The organism is Lewinella cohaerens DSM 23179 (assembly GCF_000379805.1).
GTDB lineage: Bacteria > Bacteroidota > Bacteroidia > Chitinophagales > Saprospiraceae > Lewinella > Lewinella cohaerens.
On the sequence record NZ_KB903543.1, the window covers coordinates 131,865 to 153,494 of the forward strand.

Consider the following 21,630-nt stretch of genomic DNA (forward strand, 5'->3'; position numbering starts at 1 on the left):
TATTGAGGTTATAAATTAAAGAGGCTCGGCAACCACAAGGAAAGTCCCTCGAAAAAGGTTACGACCATCAGCATCAAAATCATAGCTAACAAAAAGGGCATCAGCGGCTTGATCACTTTCGACACCGATATCTTGGCAACACCCGCTCCGACAAATAGAATTGTCCCCACAGGTGGCGTACATAAACCAATACAAAGATTCAGGACCATAATGATACCGAAGTGTACAGGGTCCATCCCCAATTGGGTTACAACAGGAAGGAAAATGGGCGTAAAAATCAGCACTGCTGGTGTCATATCCATAAAAGTCCCTACGATCAACAAGGTCAAGTTGATCAGTAAAAAAATCAGGATTGGGCTACTGACCGTATCCAACAAAAAGCCTGTCATCAATTGAGGAATACTCTCAAAAGAGAATAACCACGACATGGCCATCGATGTACAAATCAGGAACATAACAATAGCCGTCGTTTTGGCACTATTAAGCAGGATACCCGACAAATCAGCAAAGCGAATCGTCTTGTAACTAAACCCTAAAACAAGCGCATAAAACACGGCTACTGCGGCAGCTTCCGTAGCTGTAAAAACACCTTGCACAATCCCCCCTACAATGACCACCAGCATTAGCAGGCTGAAAAATGCCCGTCGGAAATCGTGCCAGACTTTACTGAGCTTTACCCTTTCTCCTTTCGGGAACTTGCGTTTTTTAGCAACCACCGCAGCAACGGTCATCAAGGCCAGTCCCACCAAAATACCGGGAATATAACCCGCAATAAACAGTGCCGCTACCGACGCAGCTCCTCCACTCGCGAGGGCATACACAATCAGTACATTGCTCGGAGGGATCAACAACCCTGTGGTCGAAGCCGTAATATTGAGAGCCGCACTGAAGGGTCGCGGGTAGCCTTCTTCCTCCATACGGTCTGTCATTACACTACCAATCGCAGAGGCCGCCGCTACTGCGGAACCCGAAATAGCACCAAACAACATCGCCGCCAGCGTATTGACATAAGCCAGCCCACCAGGAAGGCTCCCCATCAGCGATTTGGCGAAATTTACCAGTCGGTTGGCGACGCCCCCCTGGTTCATCAATTCACCCGCCAGGACGAAAAAGGGAATTGCCAGCAGGGCGAAACTATCAATACCGGTCGTCATTCGTTGGGCCACCGTTGTAATACCCGGCACAAAGGCAATATTGAGCAAAATTGTCAGCGTGGTGGAGAGACCAATGCTATAGGCGACTGGCACCCCATAGCCCAGCAACCAGAAGAAGCTCAGGAAAAGCAGTAGTATACTTATAAGTTCTATAGACATAATTTATTTTTTGCGCTAACTAGAGTAAGAAACAGCACAAAATAAATTGAGCCGACGTTTTTCAAAAAGCTGGCGAAGCGATTCATTTCAAGCGTGTCAGCTATTTGGAAAACCTAAAAGGAGGCTCAATTTATTTTTTGCGCAATACGCTGACTTTTTGCCTGTGGTAATGGGCAATATTGCAAATAGAAAAAAATACAATCAGCAAGCCGCTGACGGGCACAATGGAGTACACATAACCCAAGGGAATGTGCATTGCTGCCGAGGTTTGTCCTAGGCGTAATGTCGTGTAAACCAAGTTGCCGCCACCAGCCACCATCACCACCAAAGCAAAGACCAGCATGAGAGACTCAATAATCTGTAGTCGTTCCTGCTGGCGTTCTTCGGAAAGCTTATTGAGCAAAAAATCCATCGCCAGATGCTCTCGCCGACCATTGAGGTAGGCAGCTCCCAAAACTGCCAGCCAGATGAGGGCAAAGCGGGCAAATTCTTCCGTAAAGGAAAACGATTGATTGAGGACATAGCGGCCAAACACCTGCCAAAGCACATCCAGGACCAGCAGCGCGAAAATGACTACTAGTAGTTTTTCGATAAGCCCATTTATGCGGTCATATATTTTTTTCATCTTTCTCGTTGTATTGCGCAGAAAACAACCTGCGATTTTCGTGCTGTTCCTTTTTACTAGACTTGCTCTACTGCGCTTGAATTTCCGCCACCAACTTTTTCATGCGCGGGTCTTTGCTAAACTCCTCCAAAACAGCTTGTGTCTTATTCGCAAACAAGCTTTTTTCAGGACGGATGATCTCTACATTTTCAGCTTTCAACTTGGCCATACATTCGGCTACATTTTCTTCCCAAAACTGCTTTTGTGCAGTGGCCGAAACTTTGGCGGCTGCCCTGAGCCATCCCTGCTCCTGGGCGTTGAGCGTGTCCCAATACTTGGTACCCATCACCAGTACGTCGGGGATGGAACTGTGCTCATCAAGGGTGTAAAATTTGCACACTTCATAATGTCCCGAAGTCACAAAGGATGGAGGGTTGTTTTCAGCACCATCTACTACGCCTTGCTGCAGTGCAGTGTACAGTTCGCTGTAAGCCATTGGCGTAGCAGAGCCTCCCATTTCGTTGACCATATCTACCGACATCTGGTGACTCATCACTCGTATTTTTAGGCCTTTCAAATCCTCAGGTGTCCGGATAGGCTGCTTTTTGGTGTAAAAACTACGGCTACCGGCATCGTAAAAACACAAGCCCTTGAGCAGGTATTCGCTGCCAGCTTCGAGGATAGCCTCACCCGTTGGCCCTTCCAACACCGAAAAAAAGTGATCCTTGTCACGAAAGAGATAAGGAACGCCCATCACCTGGTACTCCGGTGCGAAATTGGCCATGGCCGCTGCACTCACTTTGGTCATCGCAATGCTTCCAATCTGGAGTAGTTCCAGTACTTCACGTTCGGTACCCAGCTGGCCGTCGGGGAAAATCTTTACTGTCAGAGCTCCGCCCGATTGCTCCTCTACGCTAGCCGCAAAAACTTCCATCCCCTGGTGTACAGGATGCGTAATGGGCAGGGTGTGCGCCAGGTAAACCACCTTGGCACTACCCAATTTTTCACAGGAACCTGCCGTGAGCAGGAGTCCAAAAGCCAACAGGTAAAAGCAATGTTTCATATTCTTTATTTTTAAAAATCAAAGAATTGCTTAGCGTTGCGATAACAAATATCTTCTACGACCCCGCCCAGCCAAGGCAGGTCATTGGGTAGCATTCCTCGTTGAACATCGTCGCCCAAGAGGTTGCACAGAATGCGCCGAAAATATTCGTGCCGAGGGAAAGACAAAAAGCTCCTACTATCCGTGAGCATACCAATAAATCGGCTGAGCAAACCCAGCTGCGACAGTGCATTGAGCTGCTTCTCCATACCATCCTTCTGGTCGAGAAACCACCAGGCCGAACCCCATTGAATTTTTCCCGGCAGGGTACCATCGTTGTAATTACCTGCCATCGTAGCGAATACTTCATTGTCACGAGGATTGAGGTTGTAGAGGATAGTCTTGGCCAATTTGTCTTCCCTGTCCAGCCGATTGAGGAAAGCCGCCAGCCCTCGAGCCTGATCAAAGTCGCCAATGCTATCGCAGCCAACGTCCGCACCGATGCTTTTCAGCAAGCGCTGATTGTTATCACGTAGTGCCCCCAGGTGCAATTGCATCGTCCAGTTTCGCTGGTGATACATTTTTCCGAGTTCGTGAAGCGCAGCCATTTGAAAGGCAGCTACTTCTTCGGAATTCAATGGACTTTTGTTCTTGGCTTTAGCCAGAATATCATCCAGCTTGACTGTTCCAAAATCGACAGGATAAAGTTGTCCTAAACCATGGTCTGCCAATTGGCAACCGTGTGCAGCAAAGTAGTCGATCCGGTTTTCCAGCGCTGCCAATAGTTGATCAAACGTATTTATAGACGTGCCAATGATGGTTTCCAACTTGCCCAAAAAGGGAAGAAAATCAGCGCCATCAATCACCAAAAACTTATCGGGTCTGAAAGTGGGCAACATCTTCAAACTTCGTCCAGCTTCCGCGTGCAAGCGGTGATATGCCAAATCATCCGTAGGGTGATCAGTAGTACAAACAACTTCTACTTTCATTTGAGTCAAAAGGCCGTTCGTCGTAAATCCCGGAGAAGCTAACGCTATATTAGTCCGCTCGTAAATAGCTTCAGCTGTAGTTGCGCTAAGTAAATCATTGATCCCAAAATACCGCTGCAATTCCAGGTGCGTCCAATGGTACAGCGGGTTGCGTAAGGTATAAGGCACAGTCTCTGCCCATTTCACAAATTTCTTGCGATCATCTGCCGCGCCGGTGATGAAGGTCTCCGGGATACCGTTGGCCCGCATGGCGCGCCATTTGTAATGATCGCCTTTGAGCCATACTTCGGTAATGGTCGAAAAATGCTTGTCTTCCGCAATCTCTTGTGGCGACAAATGATTGTGGTAATCAATAATAGGTTGTTCCCGTGCATACTCGTGGTAGAGGCGTTCGGCGGTAGGGCTTTCGAGGAGGAAATTCTCGTCCAAAAATGTTTTCATGTAAATTAGTTTAATTTTCCGCTGATCTTAAAATGCCCATTTCTAAACCGCGTAGTTCCGCCAGACCACGTAAGCGACCGATACCTGAGTAGCCGGGATTCGTTTGTTTGCGTAGATCATCAAGCATCTGATGGCCATGATCGGGGCGCATGGGGATGTTTACACCTTGCTGGTGCGCCGCCCGGAGCAGATTTTTCATTACGGCATACATATCCACATCACCTTCGAGGTGATTGGCCTCAAAGAAGTTCCCCTCGGCATCGCGCTTGGTAGCCCGCAGATGGATAAAATGAATACGCTCGCCAAATTGAGCTACCATTTGAGGTAAATCATTATCGGAACGAACTCCGAAAGAACCCGTACAGAAGCACAGGCCATTGCAGGGGGAAACAACAGCCTGCATGAGCTTCTGTACGTCTTTTGCTGTACTCACTACTCTGGGTAAGCCCAAAAGAGGGAACGGTGGATCATCTGGATGAATAGCCAACTTTACACCAACCTCTTCCGCTACGGGAGTGATTTGTTGTAAAAAATGGATCAGGTTCTCTCGCAGTTGATCCGCATCAATACCTTCGTAGGTCGCCAGGATTGCTCTGAATTTTTCGAGATCAAGCACGCCCTCTGTTGTACCGCCGGGTAAGCCCGCGATGATGTTTTTTATCAGTTTTTGGCGAGCAGCCTCGTCCATTTCAGCGAAGGCATCGGCCGCTTTTTGCTGTTCTTCATGGGTATAATCCGCCTGCGCTCCGGCCCGTTTCAGGAGGAATAAATCAAAAGCGGCAAAAGCGGCCTTTTCAAAATAAAGCCCCGTAGAACCATCCGGCATAAGATGGTATAGCTCGGTGCGTGACCAGTCGAGCACAGGCATAAAGTTGTAGGTTACGATATGAATACCACAAGTCGCCAGATTGCGAATGCTTTGCTGGTAATTGGTGATATATCGCTGGTAATCGCCGGTTGTGCGCTTGATATCTTCATGCACCGGAATACTCTCTACCACGGACCAGCGCAGGCCATTGTCGGCAATTTCTTGTTGTCTTTTCTGAATCTCTGCCACCGGCCAAACCTCACCACTCGGAATATGGTGCAGAGCCGTAACGATACCCGTAGCTCCGGCTTGCCGGATGTCCGCCAAGCTTACGGGGTCATTGGGGCCGTACCAACGCCAGGTTTGTTCTAAATGCTTCATTAATCTAGTGTTTTACTTTTGTTACACTCCGCTAAATGCACTAAATCCACCATCTACTGGCACTACAATTCCGGTAACGAAAGCCGAACGATCATCACACAACCACAGCAAAGTGCTGATCAATTCGTCAGGTTCGCCAAAGCGGCGCATGGGAGTTTGACTGATGATCGTATTCCCACGATCCGTGAGGGTATTGTCTTCTTTCAGCAGTAAACTGCGGTTTTGCTCGGCGATAAAAAAGCCAGGTGCTATAGCGTTGACCCGGATACCACCACCGTATTTCACGGCTAACTCTACGGCCAGCCAGCGCGTAAAATTATCCACTGCCGCCTTTGATGCCGAATACCCAACCACTCTTGTTAGAGGTAACTGAGCAGCCATCGAAGAGATGTTGATAATACAGCCCTGCTCTCGTTCTGCCATCAGTCGGGCAAAAACCACCGAAGGCAGCACCGTACCGGCCAGATTGAGGTCATTGACCTTGCGAAACTCATCAATTGGCATATCGAAAATGGTCTGCTCCGGCATGATCGTGGCTCCCGAGCGATTGCCACCAGCGCCATTCACCAGAATATCGACGTGTCCTGCTTTAGCGACAACTTCCTCTGCGGCTTTATTCACAGAGTCTTCGTTGAGCACATCGCAGGTAATTGCATGAATTATTAAACCCACTTCCTTAAATTCGGCTACTCTAGCAGCAGACTTTTCGGCATTCCGCCCCAATATAAAAACGGTGGCTCCGGCTTCTGCCAAACCTTTTGCAAAAGCACTACCCAGTGTACCATTCCCGCCGGTGATGACGGCTACTTTGTTTTTCATGTCCTTTTATTGCGCAAAAAATAGATTGATCCTTCTCTGAAGTTTTTCAAATAGCCGTCACGCTTAAAATGAAACGCTTAGCCAACTATTTTAAAAACGAAGGCTCAATTTATTTTTGTGCTGTTTTTTATTGCGCAAAAAATAGATTGATCCTTCTCTGAAGTTTTTCAAATAGACGTCACGCTTAAAATGAAACGCTTAGCCAACTATTTTAAAAACGAAGGCTCAATTTATTTTTGTGCTGTTTTTTATTGCGCAAAAAATAGATTGATCCTTCTCTGAAGTTTTTCAAATAGACGTCACGCTTAAAATGAAACGCTTAGCCAACTATTTTAAAAACGAAGGCTCAATTTATTTTTGTGCTGTTCTTCAAATTATTCCAAAATAAATCTAATCTCCGACGAGGTATTCTCTGGTGTATACACCTTTAAGATATAGACCCCTCTCGGCCAAGTTGAAACATCAACTAAGGTATCATATCGTAAAAGTAGATTTTCTTTCACGACCTGGCCATTCAGGTTGTAAACAATACCCTTGGCCTCCTGAGTCCCTGGCAGAGTGATCTGCAACTGCTCCCGTGCAGGGTTAGGAAACACCTCCACCTTAAGGTCTGTAGCAGGAGTTTCCACCCCAGTGGCACCCGTATAATTGACGGTGTAGGTTTTTACCGTCAGCCCATCTTCGGCAGTGACGGTCACAGTAGCTTGGGTATTCGGCACAGTCATAGGGTCTGTAGCAGTCGTTGTAGCAAATACCGAGCGGGGCGTATAAGTTAGGGTTGGCACTTCCGTTGTGGCCAGGTCTACCGTATACTCTAATTGATAAGGTGCAAATCCTGCTACTAGTGTCCCATCTACCAGCAAGGTCGCCAAGGTGGCATCGCTGCTCAAGAACAAATCTTCGGGCAGAGGTGTGCCTTCACCAGGAGCGTAATCACCTGTTTTATCTACAGCCAGCCAGTCTACGTAAGCGCCATAATCTGCTCCGCCCGACTTCCCCCACTCGAAGAAACTGATAGCGCTTTCCTCGTTGCTTACGCCACTTACCAGAGGGACGGGATTTTCATCCACATAGATGGTCGTTAGGCTGCCATTGACGGTCATGCGCATTACGTGTAGTTCATTGTTCCAGTTAAAAGGCACCTCTTGTTCCGCTACCGGCGACGACTTTTCTAGCTTGATCGTAGATTGATTGATTCTTACTTTTTGGCGCCAGCCACCAATGCGAATATCAAAATAGCAGATACCATTTACATCCGGACTCACTGCTTTGAGGCGGGCAACAATGGTATAGACGGTGTCGGTACTTTCAAGTTCGTAGCGCCAGCGAAAGTTCTCACTGGAATTACTGCGGAAGCCGAAATAGCGATTATCGCTCCCATTAGGATCGGCTACTATTTCATCTACAGGAGGAGCAGCAGGGGCAGCATTGAGTGCAAAAAAGTTGGTCTCTACTTCTGGCCGAGCATCGGCCCGGTACACTTCCCAAGGCATATCACTATTGAGTTCGCCGGTGGTAAATGACCATAATGGCCCCTCGGTGGCTCCGTTTTCGTTGAGCGCTATGATTTTCCAATAATAGGTCGTGTTAGGTGCCAAATCAGGCATATAAGTAGTCGTATTCTGGGTGCTCACCAAAGGGGGAGCGTTAGTCGTACCGAAATAAAGTTCAAAATCATCGGTATTTCCGCCAGCCAACCAACTCAAATTGGCAACGTTACTCACGCTCGTAGCACCATCTTCTGGGCTAGGCGCACTGGCCAGATCAGGCAAAGCCGTAGTCAAATCCGTGGTGATTGTGACGGCATTGCTAGCGGCGGAAACGTTACCCGCCTCGTCGCGCGCCTGGACAGTAAAGGTGTATGTGGTAGCTCCTATCAGATCATTGATTGTAGCTGTTAATCCTGTTACCGTCTCAACAACCATTCCCTCCTGAAGAATATCGTAAGCAATGACACCATATTCATCTGTAGCTGCAGACCAACTAAGGTCGACACTCGTGATCATAACATTCGAGGCTGTTAAAACAGGAGCTGTAGGAGCTTCCGTATCAGGCACCAACACCGCTTCTTCCGGGCACAGCGCCTCCTCTACTTCAGAGACGCAAAAGTCGGCAAAACGTATTTCTTCATCTTGCAGGCTGCTGCCTTTCAGGCGGTACATCCCCCATTTCGGGCGACTGTATTCTGCGCCATCCCGCCACAGATCGATGTTATTGTTTTCGTAAGTGAGCAGTGTGATGCCCGTATTCATGTCTTTAAGTGTCAGAAAGAGGGCACCATCTTCGCGGTGTTCTTGGCGTAGATAGGCTTCCACCCATTTCCCGCGGAAGTGATCAAGGTCGGCCTCGGCTAGCACTCCAAGGTCAGCTCCTGTGTCACCCCCATTATGCCGCGCTTCCAGCTTATCCGCACGAAGTGTAAGGGTAATAACAGGAAACCCACTATCTGCTCCGCCGAAGATTTTGTTCTGAAAAATATGACAGAAAGAAGAAGCGCCCACAAAGTTTTCGTCAACCCTGAATTTCCACCGATAGTAAGAGGTCCCTCCCAAGTTGTGCTGTAGTTCCGCACTGGTGTTCGGGCCGCCTTTTACTTCCATACGTACCCGATCGAAAACCTGGCAGCGATCATTGTCTTCCACGATGTGGCTATGAAAAACAAAGACGTTACGCTCCAAATTTTCGTCGAAACCTTGTGTGATGTGTGGTCCGAACGTTGTGTGTTCACAATCTGGCGTTTCTATATCAAGACCTGCTGCCAGGAAGACCGGATAGCCACTTCCTGTTGCTGCTGTCGCAGAACAGTTCACCTGTGCCCGGAGCAACAGACTACTGGAGCAGAGCAAACTAAGAAGGAGGTATTTTTTCATCATTATATCTATTTTCTCTTTGTAAATCAATTAGCCACAAAAACACTAAAACACAGAATTGCACGAATCTTTTTTACGGTTTTTAGTGCTTTGGAGCTTTAGTGTCTATTCCTGTTTCGTTCCGCAGATATTCGTTTTTCACCAAATGAAATTTCCAAACAAGCTCTTACTTCGCCGCTACCCACAGGGTCGGTTCTCTAACCGGGTAATTGCGATTGATCTCTTCCGACTTGCGTGTGGGGTCCAGTTGTTTCCAGGTTTCCAGCATTTGGGCATCATCGTAAGCTCTCGCCGTAAGTAATAAACCCGTCGTCTGGATGGGTAATTCCTCAAAATATTGCACATCAGGTGGTTTGATCCACGTTGATTTGTCTTTCATGTAAGGCAACATAAAGCCCCATGCTTTGCGAATACTTCCGTTTGGGCCTTCGTAGGTCCACAAGTTTTCTGTGGGGGTAGAGGCCAATTCACACAATACAGCGTAGCCCTCCAGGTTGAAAAGGGTATAATTGTAAGGCTTGGTTCTTTCCATTTCTTCAGGAAAACTGCCGTCTGGGGCCATCTGCGCTGCAAGGAGTTTTTTGAACTGCTGGCGGGCTACTTCTCTCAAATCTTCCTGCCCCGTCAGTTGAGCGAAAGCTGCTATTTGAGCGGCCCACCAAGTGCTGTGGTTGTTGCCGTGGTCTTTTTCATCAAGACCGTAAGGGTGGGTATTCATCCAGGTAGCGTAAGCGGCAAACCATTCTTTCAGTCCGGTCAGCGATTCTCCTTTTAAATATCCACGCTGAGCAAGAATTCCGATGGCTTTGGTGACCTCAATCAAATGGATGGTATCGATGATGCCTATCCCGCGCCCAGTGACCCTGCCCTTGATAGCTTGTGCGTATAGCAGGTTGGGGTTCATCAGCGTTGCCGGGGCGAGAAAAAAAGCATTCAGGTGCCGGAGGGCATGAGCTGCATATTTTTCGTCACCCGTAACTTCGTAGGCGGCTACCAGCGCAGCTACCCAACGATTGAGGTTGCGCATAGCTTGACGGTGGGCCGTGAAATTTTCGGGATTGGTCTTACCATCACGACGGGTGTAAGGGCCTTCTGGGTCTTCTGGGTTTGGCCACCAGTAATCGCCCTCGGAATAAAAATCGTGGATGCCACCAGCGCTGCGGGCACAAGTAGCGCTGGTGATAGGCACCGGCGCTTGCGCAAGATAGCTGTCCGCCGTAGCGATAATTTGTTCTTTATTAAAATCGAGACCAAGCTCTGCTACCGAGGTAGAAGTATTCTTGACCGATGCTGACTTTTCGTTGCAAGTTGTCAACAACAATACACTGAACAGTACGATGAGGTAGCTATTCTTCATTCAAGATCTTATTTTGCCACAACACCAAGTTTGCGTGATGATCGTCTTCTCCTTGAGGCAGTTGGTGCCAAAAGTCAAGGTATTTCTCCTCCCCTGAACACCAATATGCAAAAACCAGATAATCATTCCGGCTCACATGGAGGCTGGTTTCCAAAGGGGTGAGATAGGGCCAACTAGCAGGTGTTTCCAAATAAGGAAGGACAAATTCCAATGCTTTTTTCAAGTTGCCGCTTTTACTTTCGTAAGTCCACAGGTTTTCTTCTGCCGTAGAAGCAAGTTGGCAAAATGTTGTCCAGCCCCGCAGGTTATAGCTGGTGTAGTGAAACGGCTTGGTACGTCCCAATTCATCCGGAAAACTACCATCCGCCGCCATCTGAAGGTCAAGTTGATTTTTGAATTGTTCGCGACTGATTACGAAGAGGTCTTCCCGCTGAGCCACCAGTGCATAGGCGGCTACTTGCGCGCCCCACCAAGTGCTGTGGTTGTTATTGTTATCGCGTTCTTCTATCCCATAAGGATGAGTGGTGAGCCAGTCACCATAGTCGCTGAACCATTGCTGGATAACAGCGTAGTTCTCGCCTCCTAATTTTCCGGATGCTGCCAATAATCGGATGCTCAAGGAAACATTAATCAAGCCCAGGGTGTCGATGATACCAATGCCACGGCCCGTGCTTATGCCGTGAATGGCTTGCCCGTACAGCAAATTGGGGTTCATAAGAGTGGCAGGGTCAACAAACCAGGCTGTCAAATGGCGAATGGCCTGCTGTGCGTACTTTTCATCTCCTGTGATTTGGTAAGCGGCGGTGAGGGAGGTTACCCATTCCACCATTTGCTTGAGGGCCTTTTTGTGAGCACCGAAGTTATTGGGATTACGGTGGCCGTCTTTGCGGATATACGGTCCATCGGGGTTTTCAGGATCAGGCCACCAGTAAGAGCCTTCCGAAAAATAATCATTTACTCCACCGGCGCTCCGTTCTGCTGTAAAAGCAGTAATGGTCACGGGGTTTTCTTGCAGGTATTTATCTGCTTCCGCTAAAATTGCCTTATCACTGATGGATAACTCTGCGTTTTTTTCTTCGTTTGCACAATTAGGCAAACACAAAACAATCATTAGTAACAGTAAACCAAATACGTTTGTATTCCACTCAAAATTAGTTGAGCCTGCTTTGAGTTTTCCAAATAGCTGACACCACTGTCTGCCCGGCGAAGCCAGGTAGGTGCTCAACTCATTTTTGTACTGATCTTTTTTTCTCGGCATTATTTTGCGCTTTTTGCGGATTGCTCCACTAATTGGCGAAAACCGACCTCATCAGTTACCCCATTATTGTCTCGCTCCCAAGCCGCTAAAAAACGGTAGCGAACTTCTTTCGAAGCGTTTTCAAAAACATAAAGGTGGTTTAACTTATTGTCAATAGAAACCGGCTGATAAGCTTGCTCGGCCACAATGGCCATACCCATATTTTCGTGATGAAAAGACTGCTCCCCCCAGTTTAGTAAATAGGCGTAGCCATCGCTTACCCCTTCCTTTACCTCGGGCAAATGCTTGACGATACCGGTAGCGAAGGACATCCCTTGCGGCAAAGCGCCATTGCTGACTCGGAGATGAATTTCCGACCAGGGCTCCCCGGCGGCAAGGCTCCAATCCTGAACGAGGTCAAAAGTCTCCTCCCCTATTTTCAAGCTGGTGAAGGTGGTGCGAATAACAGAACGCTCCTCTCCATTCTCGATCACCTCAATGGTTTTCTCTACACATTCCGAGAGCGTATACAGAGAATCCTGGTACCAAATGGCCGGACTGCCAAGGCCTAGAGCATCTCCCACTTTGAGCACGTCCGAGCCCCAATTCATGATATCGTGGTATTGCCAACTTACGGTATCCATCACCAGATCAGGTACCGTTTTACCGTAAATATCAAAACGATGGCGACTATCGGCATAGTAGCGGTAAGCTATGAGGTCGTTCTCCAACACCGGGCCCTCAAACATGATCCACTTGCTCTGGGTGGCCAAGTTCGCTGGGACGACAACCTTCGTTTGGGCAATGTAATCCCCCGTTACTTTGTCTTTATCCGCAGGATCAAAAGGAAAATCCTGGGTAAGGAGTAAGGCCTGGGTCTTTTTGGTGGTCACAGCTTCCTCGGTCTGCTTCCCTTCCTCCGTGGGTGGAGAAGCGCAAGAAAACTGGGCCGCTATCAACAGCCATAACAATAGTCTATTCTTCTTCATAGTCTTTCGTTTTGACGGCGTTTTATTTAGTAAAATCAATAACTAAATAACTGCCTTTAAAATCTTGGTTCCGCGCTTCAATGATGGCTCGCCCAGACTCCTCTGGTGTCAGTTCGATGGCTGCTCGTCCGTTCGCCATTTGTAATACTTGGCTGCGGGTGGGGGTTCCGTAATGCCGGAGTAGCGTGCCTGCGCCATCGCAGGTGAAGTAGATTTCTTCTTCATAGTCTAGCACCCGTACCCCGTTTTTATCAAGCATAATTGCTTCCACCAAGTAATTCCCGTTATCCAACATTCTATTGCTCAACTGGATATTATCGGCTTTGCCTGCTTGTTGGAAATCATAGGTAATAGTTAGCGTATCCGAAGTGCTGCTGCCATCGGGAGCAAAACCTATCGCGATGAGCGTATTTTCACCGGCCTTGAAATTCACATCCCAGTTCAGACCACCAGCGGGGAGTTGCCCCAGTACGCGGCTTTTACGCCCTAGTTTTTGGCCATTATGGATTAACTCTGCCGCTTCACAATTACTATAAACGGAGATATTTCGAACTTTGCCTTCTGGGCCACGACGATAGGTCCAGGTGTGTGATTCTATGTATACAAAAGGAGTTTTACCCCAATAGCTTTTGTACACGTAGTAAGCATCTTTGGGATTTCCATCACGGTCTACCAAGCCTTTTTGATTAAGATATGGGATGGCATTTTGGGGTCGCAACGGGGTGCCAAAATCTTTGAAAGCCCACTGGGCATTCCCCGCAAAATCAGGCTGAGTTTCGGTCACACTGAGGTAGTAATCGAAAAGATCAACGATGTAGTTTTCCGTCCAGTCTCCCTTTTTGGCGATGTTCTCAACATTGACTTGATTGGCTACTTCTGCCCAATCGTCATCGCTCAGTGCACCTTCTCCGGTGATGGGATTCTCGGTATGGCGCCCTACATGACTTGATCCGCCGTACTCCATGTGGAGAAACTGGGCGTATTTTTTCTGATTTTGGGTCAAGGTGTTTTTGTAATTGGTATAAACACCAGCGTACCAGCCCGACCAGATAGAGGGAGAAAAAACGTCTACCAGATCAGCACCTGCGTAGTATTTCCGCAAGGATGTCAGGCGATACGGATCTGCCTTGTGGGCAAGGGTATTGAGCTTGGTTACGTAAGCATTGAGTCGCTTTTCATCATCTCCATTTTCGAAGTCTGGTAACCAGTAGATTTCGTTACCAAGCGACCAAAAGATAATGCTGGGGTGATTGTAATTTTGCTGAATCTGTTCCTGGAGCAATCGTTCTGTGTTGGCTTGCCATTCGTCTTCCCCCATGCCTCCGCGACACCAGGGTAATTCATCCCAAACAATAAGGCCCAGTTCATTACAAGCCCGATAGATTTCCGGATCCTGAGGATAATGCCCGAGGCGGACAAAATTGGCACCCATTTCCTTGATCTGTGCCATGTCCTTGCGGTGTTGTTCGTTAGTCATCGCAGCACCATAACCAGCGTGTTCTTCATGCCGATGGGTGCCGCGCAAGAGCAGTCTTTCTCCATTCAGGTAAAAAGCACCATATTCCTCAAAGTGGTACCAACGATAGCCTATGGTTGTTGTTTTTTCGTCTAAAACACGGCCATCTCTCAACAATTGAACCGCCACCTGATAAAGGTTTGGGTGATCCGGTGACCAAAGTTGTGGTTGATTCACTACCGGCATCACCAATGCTTGCTTGTCATTGAGGCTTGTACCCGCAAAGGTCTTTTCGGCGACTACCTGCTTATCAATGGCGATGATTTTTGCGCTTACCTCGTAATCTTCAGTTAGCACGATGCCCTCGGGCAGGTTCACCTGTAGCGTTGTTTCTGCCTTGTCGCGACTCACACTTGGGGTACTGACCTGGATACCTTGCAGCCGTATTTTCGGTACGATTTTCAACCACAGATCACGGGTAATACCGCCGTAGATAAAGAAATCAGCCTTCTGCGAAGGGATAACATTGGGGTTATAACTATTGTCTACCCGGATGCTGATGGTATTCTTTTGCCCCCGACGAACATGGGGTGTGATGTTTACCTCAAATCCAACGTACCCACCGACGTGGGTGCCCGCCAATGCGCCATTGACGTAAACCTCAGTGCTGATATTGGCCCCTTCAAAATAAAGCAGGTATTCTGCCTGATCATAGTCACTGAGGAAAATTTCCTTTTGGTACCAACCAGCATCCCGGCGGTACCCTGGCTCAAAGTCCAGCGCATCCCACTGGTTCCAGCTATGCGGCAAGTTGATGGTTTGCCAATCCGTTCTATCAGCCAAAGCTGCTACATCACCTAAATTATCGGGCAGATAACTCCAACCTTCATTGATATTTTCGGTGATTCGCTCCTGCAAAGGTTGCAGAAAAGCCCCAACATTGCTGCTAGACAGCATGTAGAAAAGCCCTACCAGGCCAAAGAACAGGGATACCTTCTTTTTCATTGGTTAGTTTTCTTTCGTAAGTATTGCGCAACAAATAATTGAGCCTCCTCTAAGTATTCCAAATAGTTGACATACCTACCTACCAAGCCGAACTTGCAGGCTTTGCCATTTATTGGAAAACGAAGGTTCAATTTATCTTTGTGCTGTCTCCAGAAGCTTGGCTCCGACGCAGCGCTTCCAAGTAAAAATATTCGGCGTAAATGATCGGAGCATCCATCTCAAACTCTCCGGGGATACTCCCCACACTGTGCTTTAAAAAGAAAGGCGCCGTATTACTTTGGTATTCTTCTTTTTCTAAACTGTTCAGTATCTGGTTGGCCCAACCGAGATAGCGCGAAGCGTTTTCCTGGTCATAGGTACTCAACTCAAAAAGTCCAGAGGCGGCCACAGCAGCAGCCGAAACGTCTCTGGGTTCGTCGGGAATATTTGGCGCATCAAAATCCCAATAAGGGATAAGGTCTTCCGGTAGGTTAGGATGGGTGAAGATAAAGTCCGATATCTTCTGAGCTTGTGCCAAGAATTCCGGCTGCTTGGTATAGCGGTAAGCTACGGTGTAGCCGTAAAGCCCCCAAGCTTGCCCACGGCTCCAGGCCGACTCGTGACTGTAGCCTTGGTGGGTGTTTTTTTGTTCTACTTCTCCCGTAAGGGGGTTGTAGGAGACTACGTGGTAGGAGCTATTGTCGCCACGAAAGTGATTTTTTAGCGTCGTTTCAGCATGCTGGGTAGCAATATGATAATAGCTCGAATCTCCCGTCAAGCGAGTAGCTTCGTAAAGCATCTCCAGGTTCATCATATTGTCGATAATGACCGGAAAAGCCCATATATCTTCGTGATGATCCCAGGAACGGAGCGCACCGACCGTAGCATTGTATCGCGTACTGAGGGTGTTGGCTGCCGTTAGAAATACGTCTTTAAAATGCTCGTCACCAGTGATTCGGTAAGCTTGGCCAAAGCTACAATAGAGCTTAAAGCCCAAATCATGCGTAGTACTGTCGAACTTTTCTTTTTCTACAAAAGATTGCCAGTTTAGAGCTGCTTTCTTAATGACATCCTGCCGGCCTACATCGTACAGTTGCCAGAGCACACCAGGAAAGAAACCACTGGTCCAGCTTTTGGAGCGGGTGCCTTTCATTTCTCCATCCTCAACAGTACGTGGTATCTGGAGAGAATCCAGTGGAAATTGGGGAAGATAAGCCACCATTTTATCGGACAGCTCTATCAATCGGTTACTTTGCGCTACCTGTACGGATTCAGCTGATGCAGACTCAGCTGTAGCCAACTGACAGGCATTGAATAACAAAAGGGTTAACAAAAAAAGAAATACTGGTACTATTTTCATTACAGATAAGCTAAATTCAATACAAGAAAAATGAGGGCAGACCAAATGGTTATAAATGGTCTGCCCACAAAAGGTACCCAATTATTTATTAACGATTACTCGTTTGAACATTTGTCCTTCTTCCGTACGTAAATATACGATGTACATGCCTTGCTTGAACATGCTACCAGGAACCCAATTGAATTGGTGCTCACCGCTCATCAAATTACCACTATGAAGTGAAGCAAGCTCACGTCCCATAAGGTCATAAACGGTCAGATTAACCATTCCTGCCTTGGTTGTAGTGAAGCTCAATCTCGTACTTGCAGCTACCGGATTAGGGCTAAGCTGCAGACCTAATGCAGGGTTGATATTCAAATCATCAACATCATTAATTAGATCATCACAAGTGTCTACTGCGCCAATCGGCCCACCATCTGTAGCTGCCGTTGCAGAATCAGAAGCAGGATCATAACATGGAGAAAATCCCGAAAAATCAAATAAGTTACCTGAATCAAAAGGAGTGCCGGAAACGGCTACATCTTCCACGATGAAATCATACATATCTGTTGCTGTAGGATCAGCATAAAGGTCTACTACGTACTGTAGAATAGTAGCAGGAATGCTTTCCAATTCCAGGGTTTCTGAGAAATAAGCGTCACTTACTTCAGCACCTAAATGCTGAACGATAAGATCAGACAAGAAGCCAGGAGCAGATATGCTATCGTTGGAAGCCCAGTAATTCGTCACATCTTCTGTCCAGAAAATGTTGTTCGATTTAATTTCCAGGCTGGTATTTTCGTATAAAGTATCAAGAGTAATTACTTTATGAAGATCGCCGTCTGGCTGTGTCTGCTCATCCGTATAAGCTGGGCTAGACCCTAACATGATAGGGTTCATAAATAAATTATCCGTGATCTTTGCTTCCAGTACTCGGCCCAACTGGATATGACCATGACGCCCGATTGTATTGAAGCTTGTGCAATTATCAATTTCAATGTAATTGTGAGGCTGGCTACCACCCTGGCTACGGAAAAACCGATCCTGAATATTATAGACAATGACGTTACGCATTACCAAAGTATCCAGGAAAAAATCACGGGCATCAATCCCACGACCATTACCTTGTATTACTCTCCGGTTGCCACCATTACGAAGAACAGTGTTCTCTACGAACATTCTCACGCCGTTGGCACGTAATTGTAGAAATCCTCCACGATCTTTCTCGAGGATACAGTCTTGAACAACAACGCGAGAATTCTCTCCTTGAATACGCATTTTGCCCCAGTCATGCTGTTCTAGTGGCCCTGTTTGCCCAGCAATAATCCAAATATTACGGAAGGTAACATCACCACCAGCACGCATAATATCCTGGTATCCTCCATCTGCATTGGGGGTTCGGGTAATAACTGGTTTATTGTCTATGTCTTCTAAGTCAACTGCTTCAATTTGAAGGGCCCATTCACCGGTATTTACAAGACGGTCATTACACAGGTAAACCCCGCCGTTCTCTAGTTTATAAATGGTATTATTATCGTTGCGATCCCCCGTAACGGTGGTATCTCCCATAATAACCTCAAAAATATCAGCAGGTGCTAGGGGATCCGTTGGAATGGTAACGACGGATTGTGCTTGCAGCCCGATTCCTCCACATACGAAGAGAACTAAGGCGATAAATTGGTAACATTTTTGCATAATAAAGTTTATTTAAAATGATTTGAATTTGATTGTAATTAGTTGTCGTGTTAAACAGTGTTGATTCCCTTCACCGCTTTTGTGCTTGAATGCAGAAATGACGATCCTTGTCCCCATAGGGATACCAATGGCACAGCCACTTACCGCCTTACTTTAGCTTAGCTATAAAAAATGTCGCTGGAGGAAATTCGTCTACTGGTTATATCTTATACTGTACCCCGATACTCCCTGTAAAACCATAGTTCTCAATGGTATTTAAGAAGGCTTCCGTTCGGGTAAAGCTGACATCTTGCTGGTTGGTTAAATTGTTCAGATTTAAAAACACGCTCCAATGGTCTCCGAAGCGTTGCTTGCAGGAGGCATCCCAACGCCAGAAATCCGCCGTGAACGTATCAAAATCTTTATTGACCGAGTAGTTCTGTACTTTTTCGCCTTGGTAGGCACCAGAAACACGCGCGGAAAAGCCTTTGACGTCATATCCAATGGATAAGCGCAGAATATGAGGTGACTGGCTAGGCATGTTCACCGCTCGACTGGTATTGGTAAAGGTTGTTTCAAAAATCGGAGGCACAGGAACAATCAGTCGGGTCTCTGAAGTAAGGAAGAAAACTTCCGTTTCCGAGTACAGTCTGGCATAGTTCGCATTGAGAACAATCCCTGAAAAAGGCTTGGGAAGAGACATCAAATTGGCCTGTAGCTCGAGTTCGTAACCATACACTCTCGATTCACGAGAATTGATATAAGAACTTAGTTCATACCCCCGATTATCAGGAAAACCAAAAGCATCGGCCGTCTCCTGGTCAAAAAGGTTGGTGGTCCAAGGATAGAATATATTGTCTACCTCTTTGTAGAATACGCCCGCGGAAAACAAGCCCCATCCTCCTTTATATGCTGCAAAAGAGAGGTCGTAATTTGTTGCTTTCGCATAAGAAAGATCAGGATTACCAGTAGTGATACGGGTTTGATTATCATCAATTTCTGTACGAGGTGTGACGTATAGAAAATCGGGGCGTGCTAATGTCTGCGCAGAAGACCAACGTATATCCAACCAAGGAAGTGGCTCGTACTTAATGTGCAAATGTGGAAGTAGTTCGTCGTAAACCTGTTCACTGGTCGTTTTATTAAAGGTACCATTGACACCGTACCACCCGTTAAGGGTAGAAATACCTCCGCTGTAGACATTATTAGAAGCTTCGTACCGAACCCCAGGAATGACTGTTATTTTCTTCCCTACATTTAACTTCATCATGATGTAACCGGCGCTCACCTGCTCTTCTACAGAATAATTTTCCAGAAGTGCAGAACGATCAGTATTCAAAATCGAACGCTGCGCTTCGTACCAATCGCGAACCCGATCGGGGTCTAAATCAGCACTTAGCCCGATGTTGTCACCCGTTTCATTTTCAAATTCTATATCGTTTTCCTCAGCGGTAAAACTCAGGATACTGATCAACTCATTGTTATCTGGCAAGAAAGTAATTGGCCCACCGTAGCGCGCTACAGCATCATTAACAATGCCGCCGCCGAGGTAATAAAAATCTTCTGCCTGACGGGTGAGGCTGCGTGTACGGTTGATTGTTTTGTACTTACCACCTACTTGCAAATAGCCCTGCAACCAATCGTTGATCCGTATTGGCAACTGGACATTTACCAAGGCAGTATTGGTTTTTTCGTTAGTGCTGGATTCTTGAAAACTATTGCTACGCAGCAGCGACCTGCTTAATTCAGGCTTAGCCGAAGAGAAGAAGGTACTTGGCTGACCATTCGGATCTACTGAAGCATCAAATACTTGACTATTGTTAACAAAACGCATAGAAAAATCGTAAGGCGTTTCTCCGCGTGTTTCAGACGAAGAGACCGTCCAGTCGACCTTTAAAGGGCCTAGAATGTGCTCTCCTGTAAAAGAAAGGGAGTACAAATCCAGTTGATTATCAATACCTCGTCCCCAATACTCAATACCTGGCTCCGACGGCAGGAAACGTTCCTCCATCACAAAGCGATCACGTTCAGTACGGCTATAGATGCCAAAGAAGGAGAAGTCGTGCTTGTCTAGATCATAATCTAAACTTATACTGGTATTGTAGCGGCGGCGAATCTCCTGCCGATCTTCTAGTCGTAGGGAGTTGCCAAAGATACTTGTGATGCCTGTTTCTGCATCTGTAGGACCGCGTCGCCAGTTGTTGGTTTGAATATCTCCACCGCGGTTGAAGCGTTCCACGCCGCCCTGGATAACAAACCCTAGTTGCTTTTTGGCAAGCAAGCGTTTGCTCATTTGTAAAACGCCTTTGTAGTCGCCATAGTCACTGTTCAGGAAATTTGCTCCTCCTAAAAGCTTGGCCGTCATTTTGAATTCTTCAGCTGCTTTGCGCAACTTCAAGTTGACGGTACCACCAATAGCTTCGGCGTCCATATAAGGTAACGGAGCTTTGTATACTTCAATTCCATCGAGTAATTCAGGTGAGATCAACGAAAGGTCAACGGAACGATCCGTACTAGAGTTCGAAGGCAAACTCACACCGTTTAAGGTAATGGCTGCAAACTTGGGTTGCATTCCTCGGATGACGACCTTCTGACCTTCGCCACCGCTACGGTCTATCCCAATTCCAGGCAAACGAGCAATAGCTTCGGCAGCATTAACATCTGGTAACTCTTGAATACGATCAGCAGAAACAATGTTAACTAAAGCATCAGAGTTGAGCTGCTGACTGATCGCCTGCGCTTGCCCCTGCGCCTGAGCGGTCACAATGACTTCAACTCCCTGCAGGGCTTCCACCTCCATGTCCACATCGACGGTATATACCTCGCCTGCTTTTAGTATTACGGGAATTCTCTTGGTCTGATAACTTATGAATGAGATCATCAACACCTGTTCACCTTCTGGCAGGCCTACCAAAGTGAAGCGGCCATCGATATCCGTACTTGTCCCTAGATTAGAGTCTTTCAGAAAAATATTAACACCTGGTAATGGCGTCTTATCTTCTCCATCTTTTACAACACCGCTAATGGCTCCGGTCTGCGCACCAACTTGAACACTCAGCAGCAACAGCCCAATCAGTATTCCAAAGATAATATTCTCTCTCACCTGCATCGTTGATATTTTATTTTAATCAGCCATAGGCAAACCAAACAATCTGGTCATATCCCATGCCGCTAAAGTATCGCAGAAAAGAAGAACAAAAATCTAAAGAAGGGGGTAAAAAAGTATACGCAAACCCAATCAACTGACAGTCAGCACATTACAACATCACCCTAAAAAGACAAATTGTGGAATTAATTTAGAAGTAATATTTATTACAGTTGAAACAA

At 46.9% G+C, this 21,630-nt stretch carries 14 protein-coding genes; all 14 read right to left on the reverse strand.

Annotated elements, in window-relative coordinates; all coding sequences use genetic code 11:
- Window positions 1-8: 8 nt before the first annotated feature.
- Complete coding sequence (locus A3EU_RS0112550) at window positions 9-1,313, reverse strand: TRAP transporter large permease (protein WP_020536522.1); 1,305 nt, start codon at window positions 1,311-1,313, stop codon at window positions 9-11.
- Between the two features lie 130 nt (window positions 1,314-1,443).
- Window positions 1,444-1,938, reverse strand: coding sequence for a TRAP transporter small permease (locus A3EU_RS0112555; protein WP_020536523.1), 495 nt, complete (start codon window positions 1,936-1,938; stop codon window positions 1,444-1,446).
- 67 nt (window positions 1,939-2,005) lie between these two features.
- Complete coding sequence (locus A3EU_RS0112560; RefSeq protein WP_020536524.1) at window positions 2,006-2,980, reverse strand: TRAP transporter substrate-binding protein; 975 nt, start codon at window positions 2,978-2,980, stop codon at window positions 2,006-2,008.
- Between the two features lie 11 nt (window positions 2,981-2,991).
- Entirely contained in the window at window positions 2,992-4,389 is a 1,398-nt protein-coding gene (uxaC, locus tag A3EU_RS0112565; RefSeq protein WP_020536525.1) for a glucuronate isomerase, read from the reverse strand.
- A 10-nt stretch (window positions 4,390-4,399) separates the two neighbouring features.
- Window positions 4,400-5,578: a mannonate dehydratase gene (gene uxuA, locus A3EU_RS0112570; protein WP_020536526.1), complete on the reverse strand. Its 1,179-nt coding sequence runs from the start codon at window positions 5,576-5,578 to the stop codon at window positions 4,400-4,402.
- Window positions 5,579-5,599: 21 nt separating this feature from the next.
- Entirely contained in the window at window positions 5,600-6,397 is a 798-nt protein-coding gene (locus A3EU_RS0112575) for an SDR family oxidoreductase (RefSeq protein WP_020536527.1), read from the reverse strand.
- 374 nt (window positions 6,398-6,771) lie between these two features.
- A complete protein-coding gene (locus A3EU_RS32765) occupies window positions 6,772-9,270 on the reverse strand; it encodes a T9SS type A sorting domain-containing protein (RefSeq protein WP_052331303.1) in 2,499 nt (832 codons plus the stop codon).
- Window positions 9,271-9,433: 163 nt separating this feature from the next.
- Window positions 9,434-10,624, reverse strand: coding sequence for an alginate lyase family protein (locus A3EU_RS0112585; RefSeq protein WP_020536529.1), 1,191 nt, complete (start codon window positions 10,622-10,624; stop codon window positions 9,434-9,436).
- Window positions 10,614-11,882 carry an alginate lyase family protein gene (locus A3EU_RS0112590; RefSeq protein ID WP_020536530.1) on the reverse strand — a complete coding sequence of 423 codons (1,269 nt, stop codon included), beginning with the start codon at window positions 11,880-11,882 and terminating at the stop codon, window positions 10,614-10,616. Before A3EU_RS0112590 ends, A3EU_RS0112585 begins: the two co-directional genes overlap by 11 nt.
- Window positions 11,882-12,850: a DUF4861 family protein gene (locus A3EU_RS0112595; RefSeq protein WP_020536531.1), complete on the reverse strand. Its 969-nt coding sequence runs from the start codon at window positions 12,848-12,850 to the stop codon at window positions 11,882-11,884. The genes A3EU_RS0112590 and A3EU_RS0112595 overlap by 1 nt, the downstream gene beginning before the upstream one ends.
- A gap of 22 nt (window positions 12,851-12,872) precedes the next feature.
- On the reverse strand, window positions 12,873-15,311 hold the full coding sequence (locus A3EU_RS0112600; protein WP_020536532.1) for a glycoside hydrolase family 2 protein: 2,439 nt from the start codon (window positions 15,309-15,311) through the stop codon (window positions 12,873-12,875).
- 127 nt (window positions 15,312-15,438) lie between these two features.
- The gene (locus tag A3EU_RS0112605) at window positions 15,439-16,650 is read right to left on the reverse strand and encodes a glycoside hydrolase family 88 protein (protein WP_156825745.1); all 1,212 of its coding nucleotides are present in this window, start codon (window positions 16,648-16,650) and stop codon (window positions 15,439-15,441) included.
- 81 nt (window positions 16,651-16,731) lie between these two features.
- Complete coding sequence (locus A3EU_RS0112610; protein WP_020536534.1) at window positions 16,732-18,324, reverse strand: T9SS type A sorting domain-containing protein; 1,593 nt, start codon at window positions 18,322-18,324, stop codon at window positions 16,732-16,734.
- Between the two features lie 199 nt (window positions 18,325-18,523).
- Window positions 18,524-21,412, reverse strand: coding sequence for a TonB-dependent receptor (locus tag A3EU_RS0112615; protein WP_020536535.1), 2,889 nt, complete (start codon window positions 21,410-21,412; stop codon window positions 18,524-18,526).
- Window positions 21,413-21,630: the final 218 nt, after the last annotated feature.

Bases quoted from the DNA above. Each gene is read 5' to 3' on its own strand.
- A3EU_RS0112550 (WP_020536522.1), bottom strand. From the start codon at position 1,313: ATGTCTATAGAACTTATAAGTATACTACTGCTTTTCCTGAGCTTCTTC.
- A3EU_RS0112555 (WP_020536523.1), bottom strand. From the start codon at position 1,938: ATGAAAAAAATATATGACCGCATAAATGGGCTTATCGAAAAACTACTA.
- A3EU_RS0112560 (WP_020536524.1), bottom strand. From the start codon at position 2,980: ATGAAACATTGCTTTTACCTGTTGGCTTTTGGACTCCTGCTCACGGCA.
- uxaC (WP_020536525.1), bottom strand. From the start codon at position 4,389: ATGAAAACATTTTTGGACGAGAATTTCCTCCTCGAAAGCCCTACCGCC.
- uxuA (WP_020536526.1), bottom strand. From the start codon at position 5,578: ATGAAGCATTTAGAACAAACCTGGCGTTGGTACGGCCCCAATGACCCC.
- A3EU_RS0112575 (WP_020536527.1), bottom strand. From the start codon at position 6,397: ATGAAAAACAAAGTAGCCGTCATCACCGGCGGGAATGGTACACTGGGT.
- A3EU_RS32765 (WP_052331303.1), bottom strand. From the start codon at position 9,270: ATGATGAAAAAATACCTCCTTCTTAGTTTGCTCTGCTCCAGTAGTCTG.
- A3EU_RS0112585 (WP_020536529.1), bottom strand. From the start codon at position 10,624: ATGAAGAATAGCTACCTCATCGTACTGTTCAGTGTATTGTTGTTGACA.
- A3EU_RS0112590 (WP_020536530.1), bottom strand. From the start codon at position 11,882: ATGCCGAGAAAAAAAGATCAGTACAAAAATGAGTTGAGCACCTACCTG.
- A3EU_RS0112595 (WP_020536531.1), bottom strand. From the start codon at position 12,850: ATGAAGAAGAATAGACTATTGTTATGGCTGTTGATAGCGGCCCAGTTT.
- A3EU_RS0112600 (WP_020536532.1), bottom strand. From the start codon at position 15,311: ATGAAAAAGAAGGTATCCCTGTTCTTTGGCCTGGTAGGGCTTTTCTAC.
- A3EU_RS0112605 (WP_156825745.1), bottom strand. From the start codon at position 16,650: ATGAAAATAGTACCAGTATTTCTTTTTTTGTTAACCCTTTTGTTATTC.
- A3EU_RS0112610 (WP_020536534.1), bottom strand. From the start codon at position 18,324: ATGCAAAAATGTTACCAATTTATCGCCTTAGTTCTCTTCGTATGTGGA.
- A3EU_RS0112615 (WP_020536535.1), bottom strand. From the start codon at position 21,412: ATGCAGGTGAGAGAGAATATTATCTTTGGAATACTGATTGGGCTGTTG.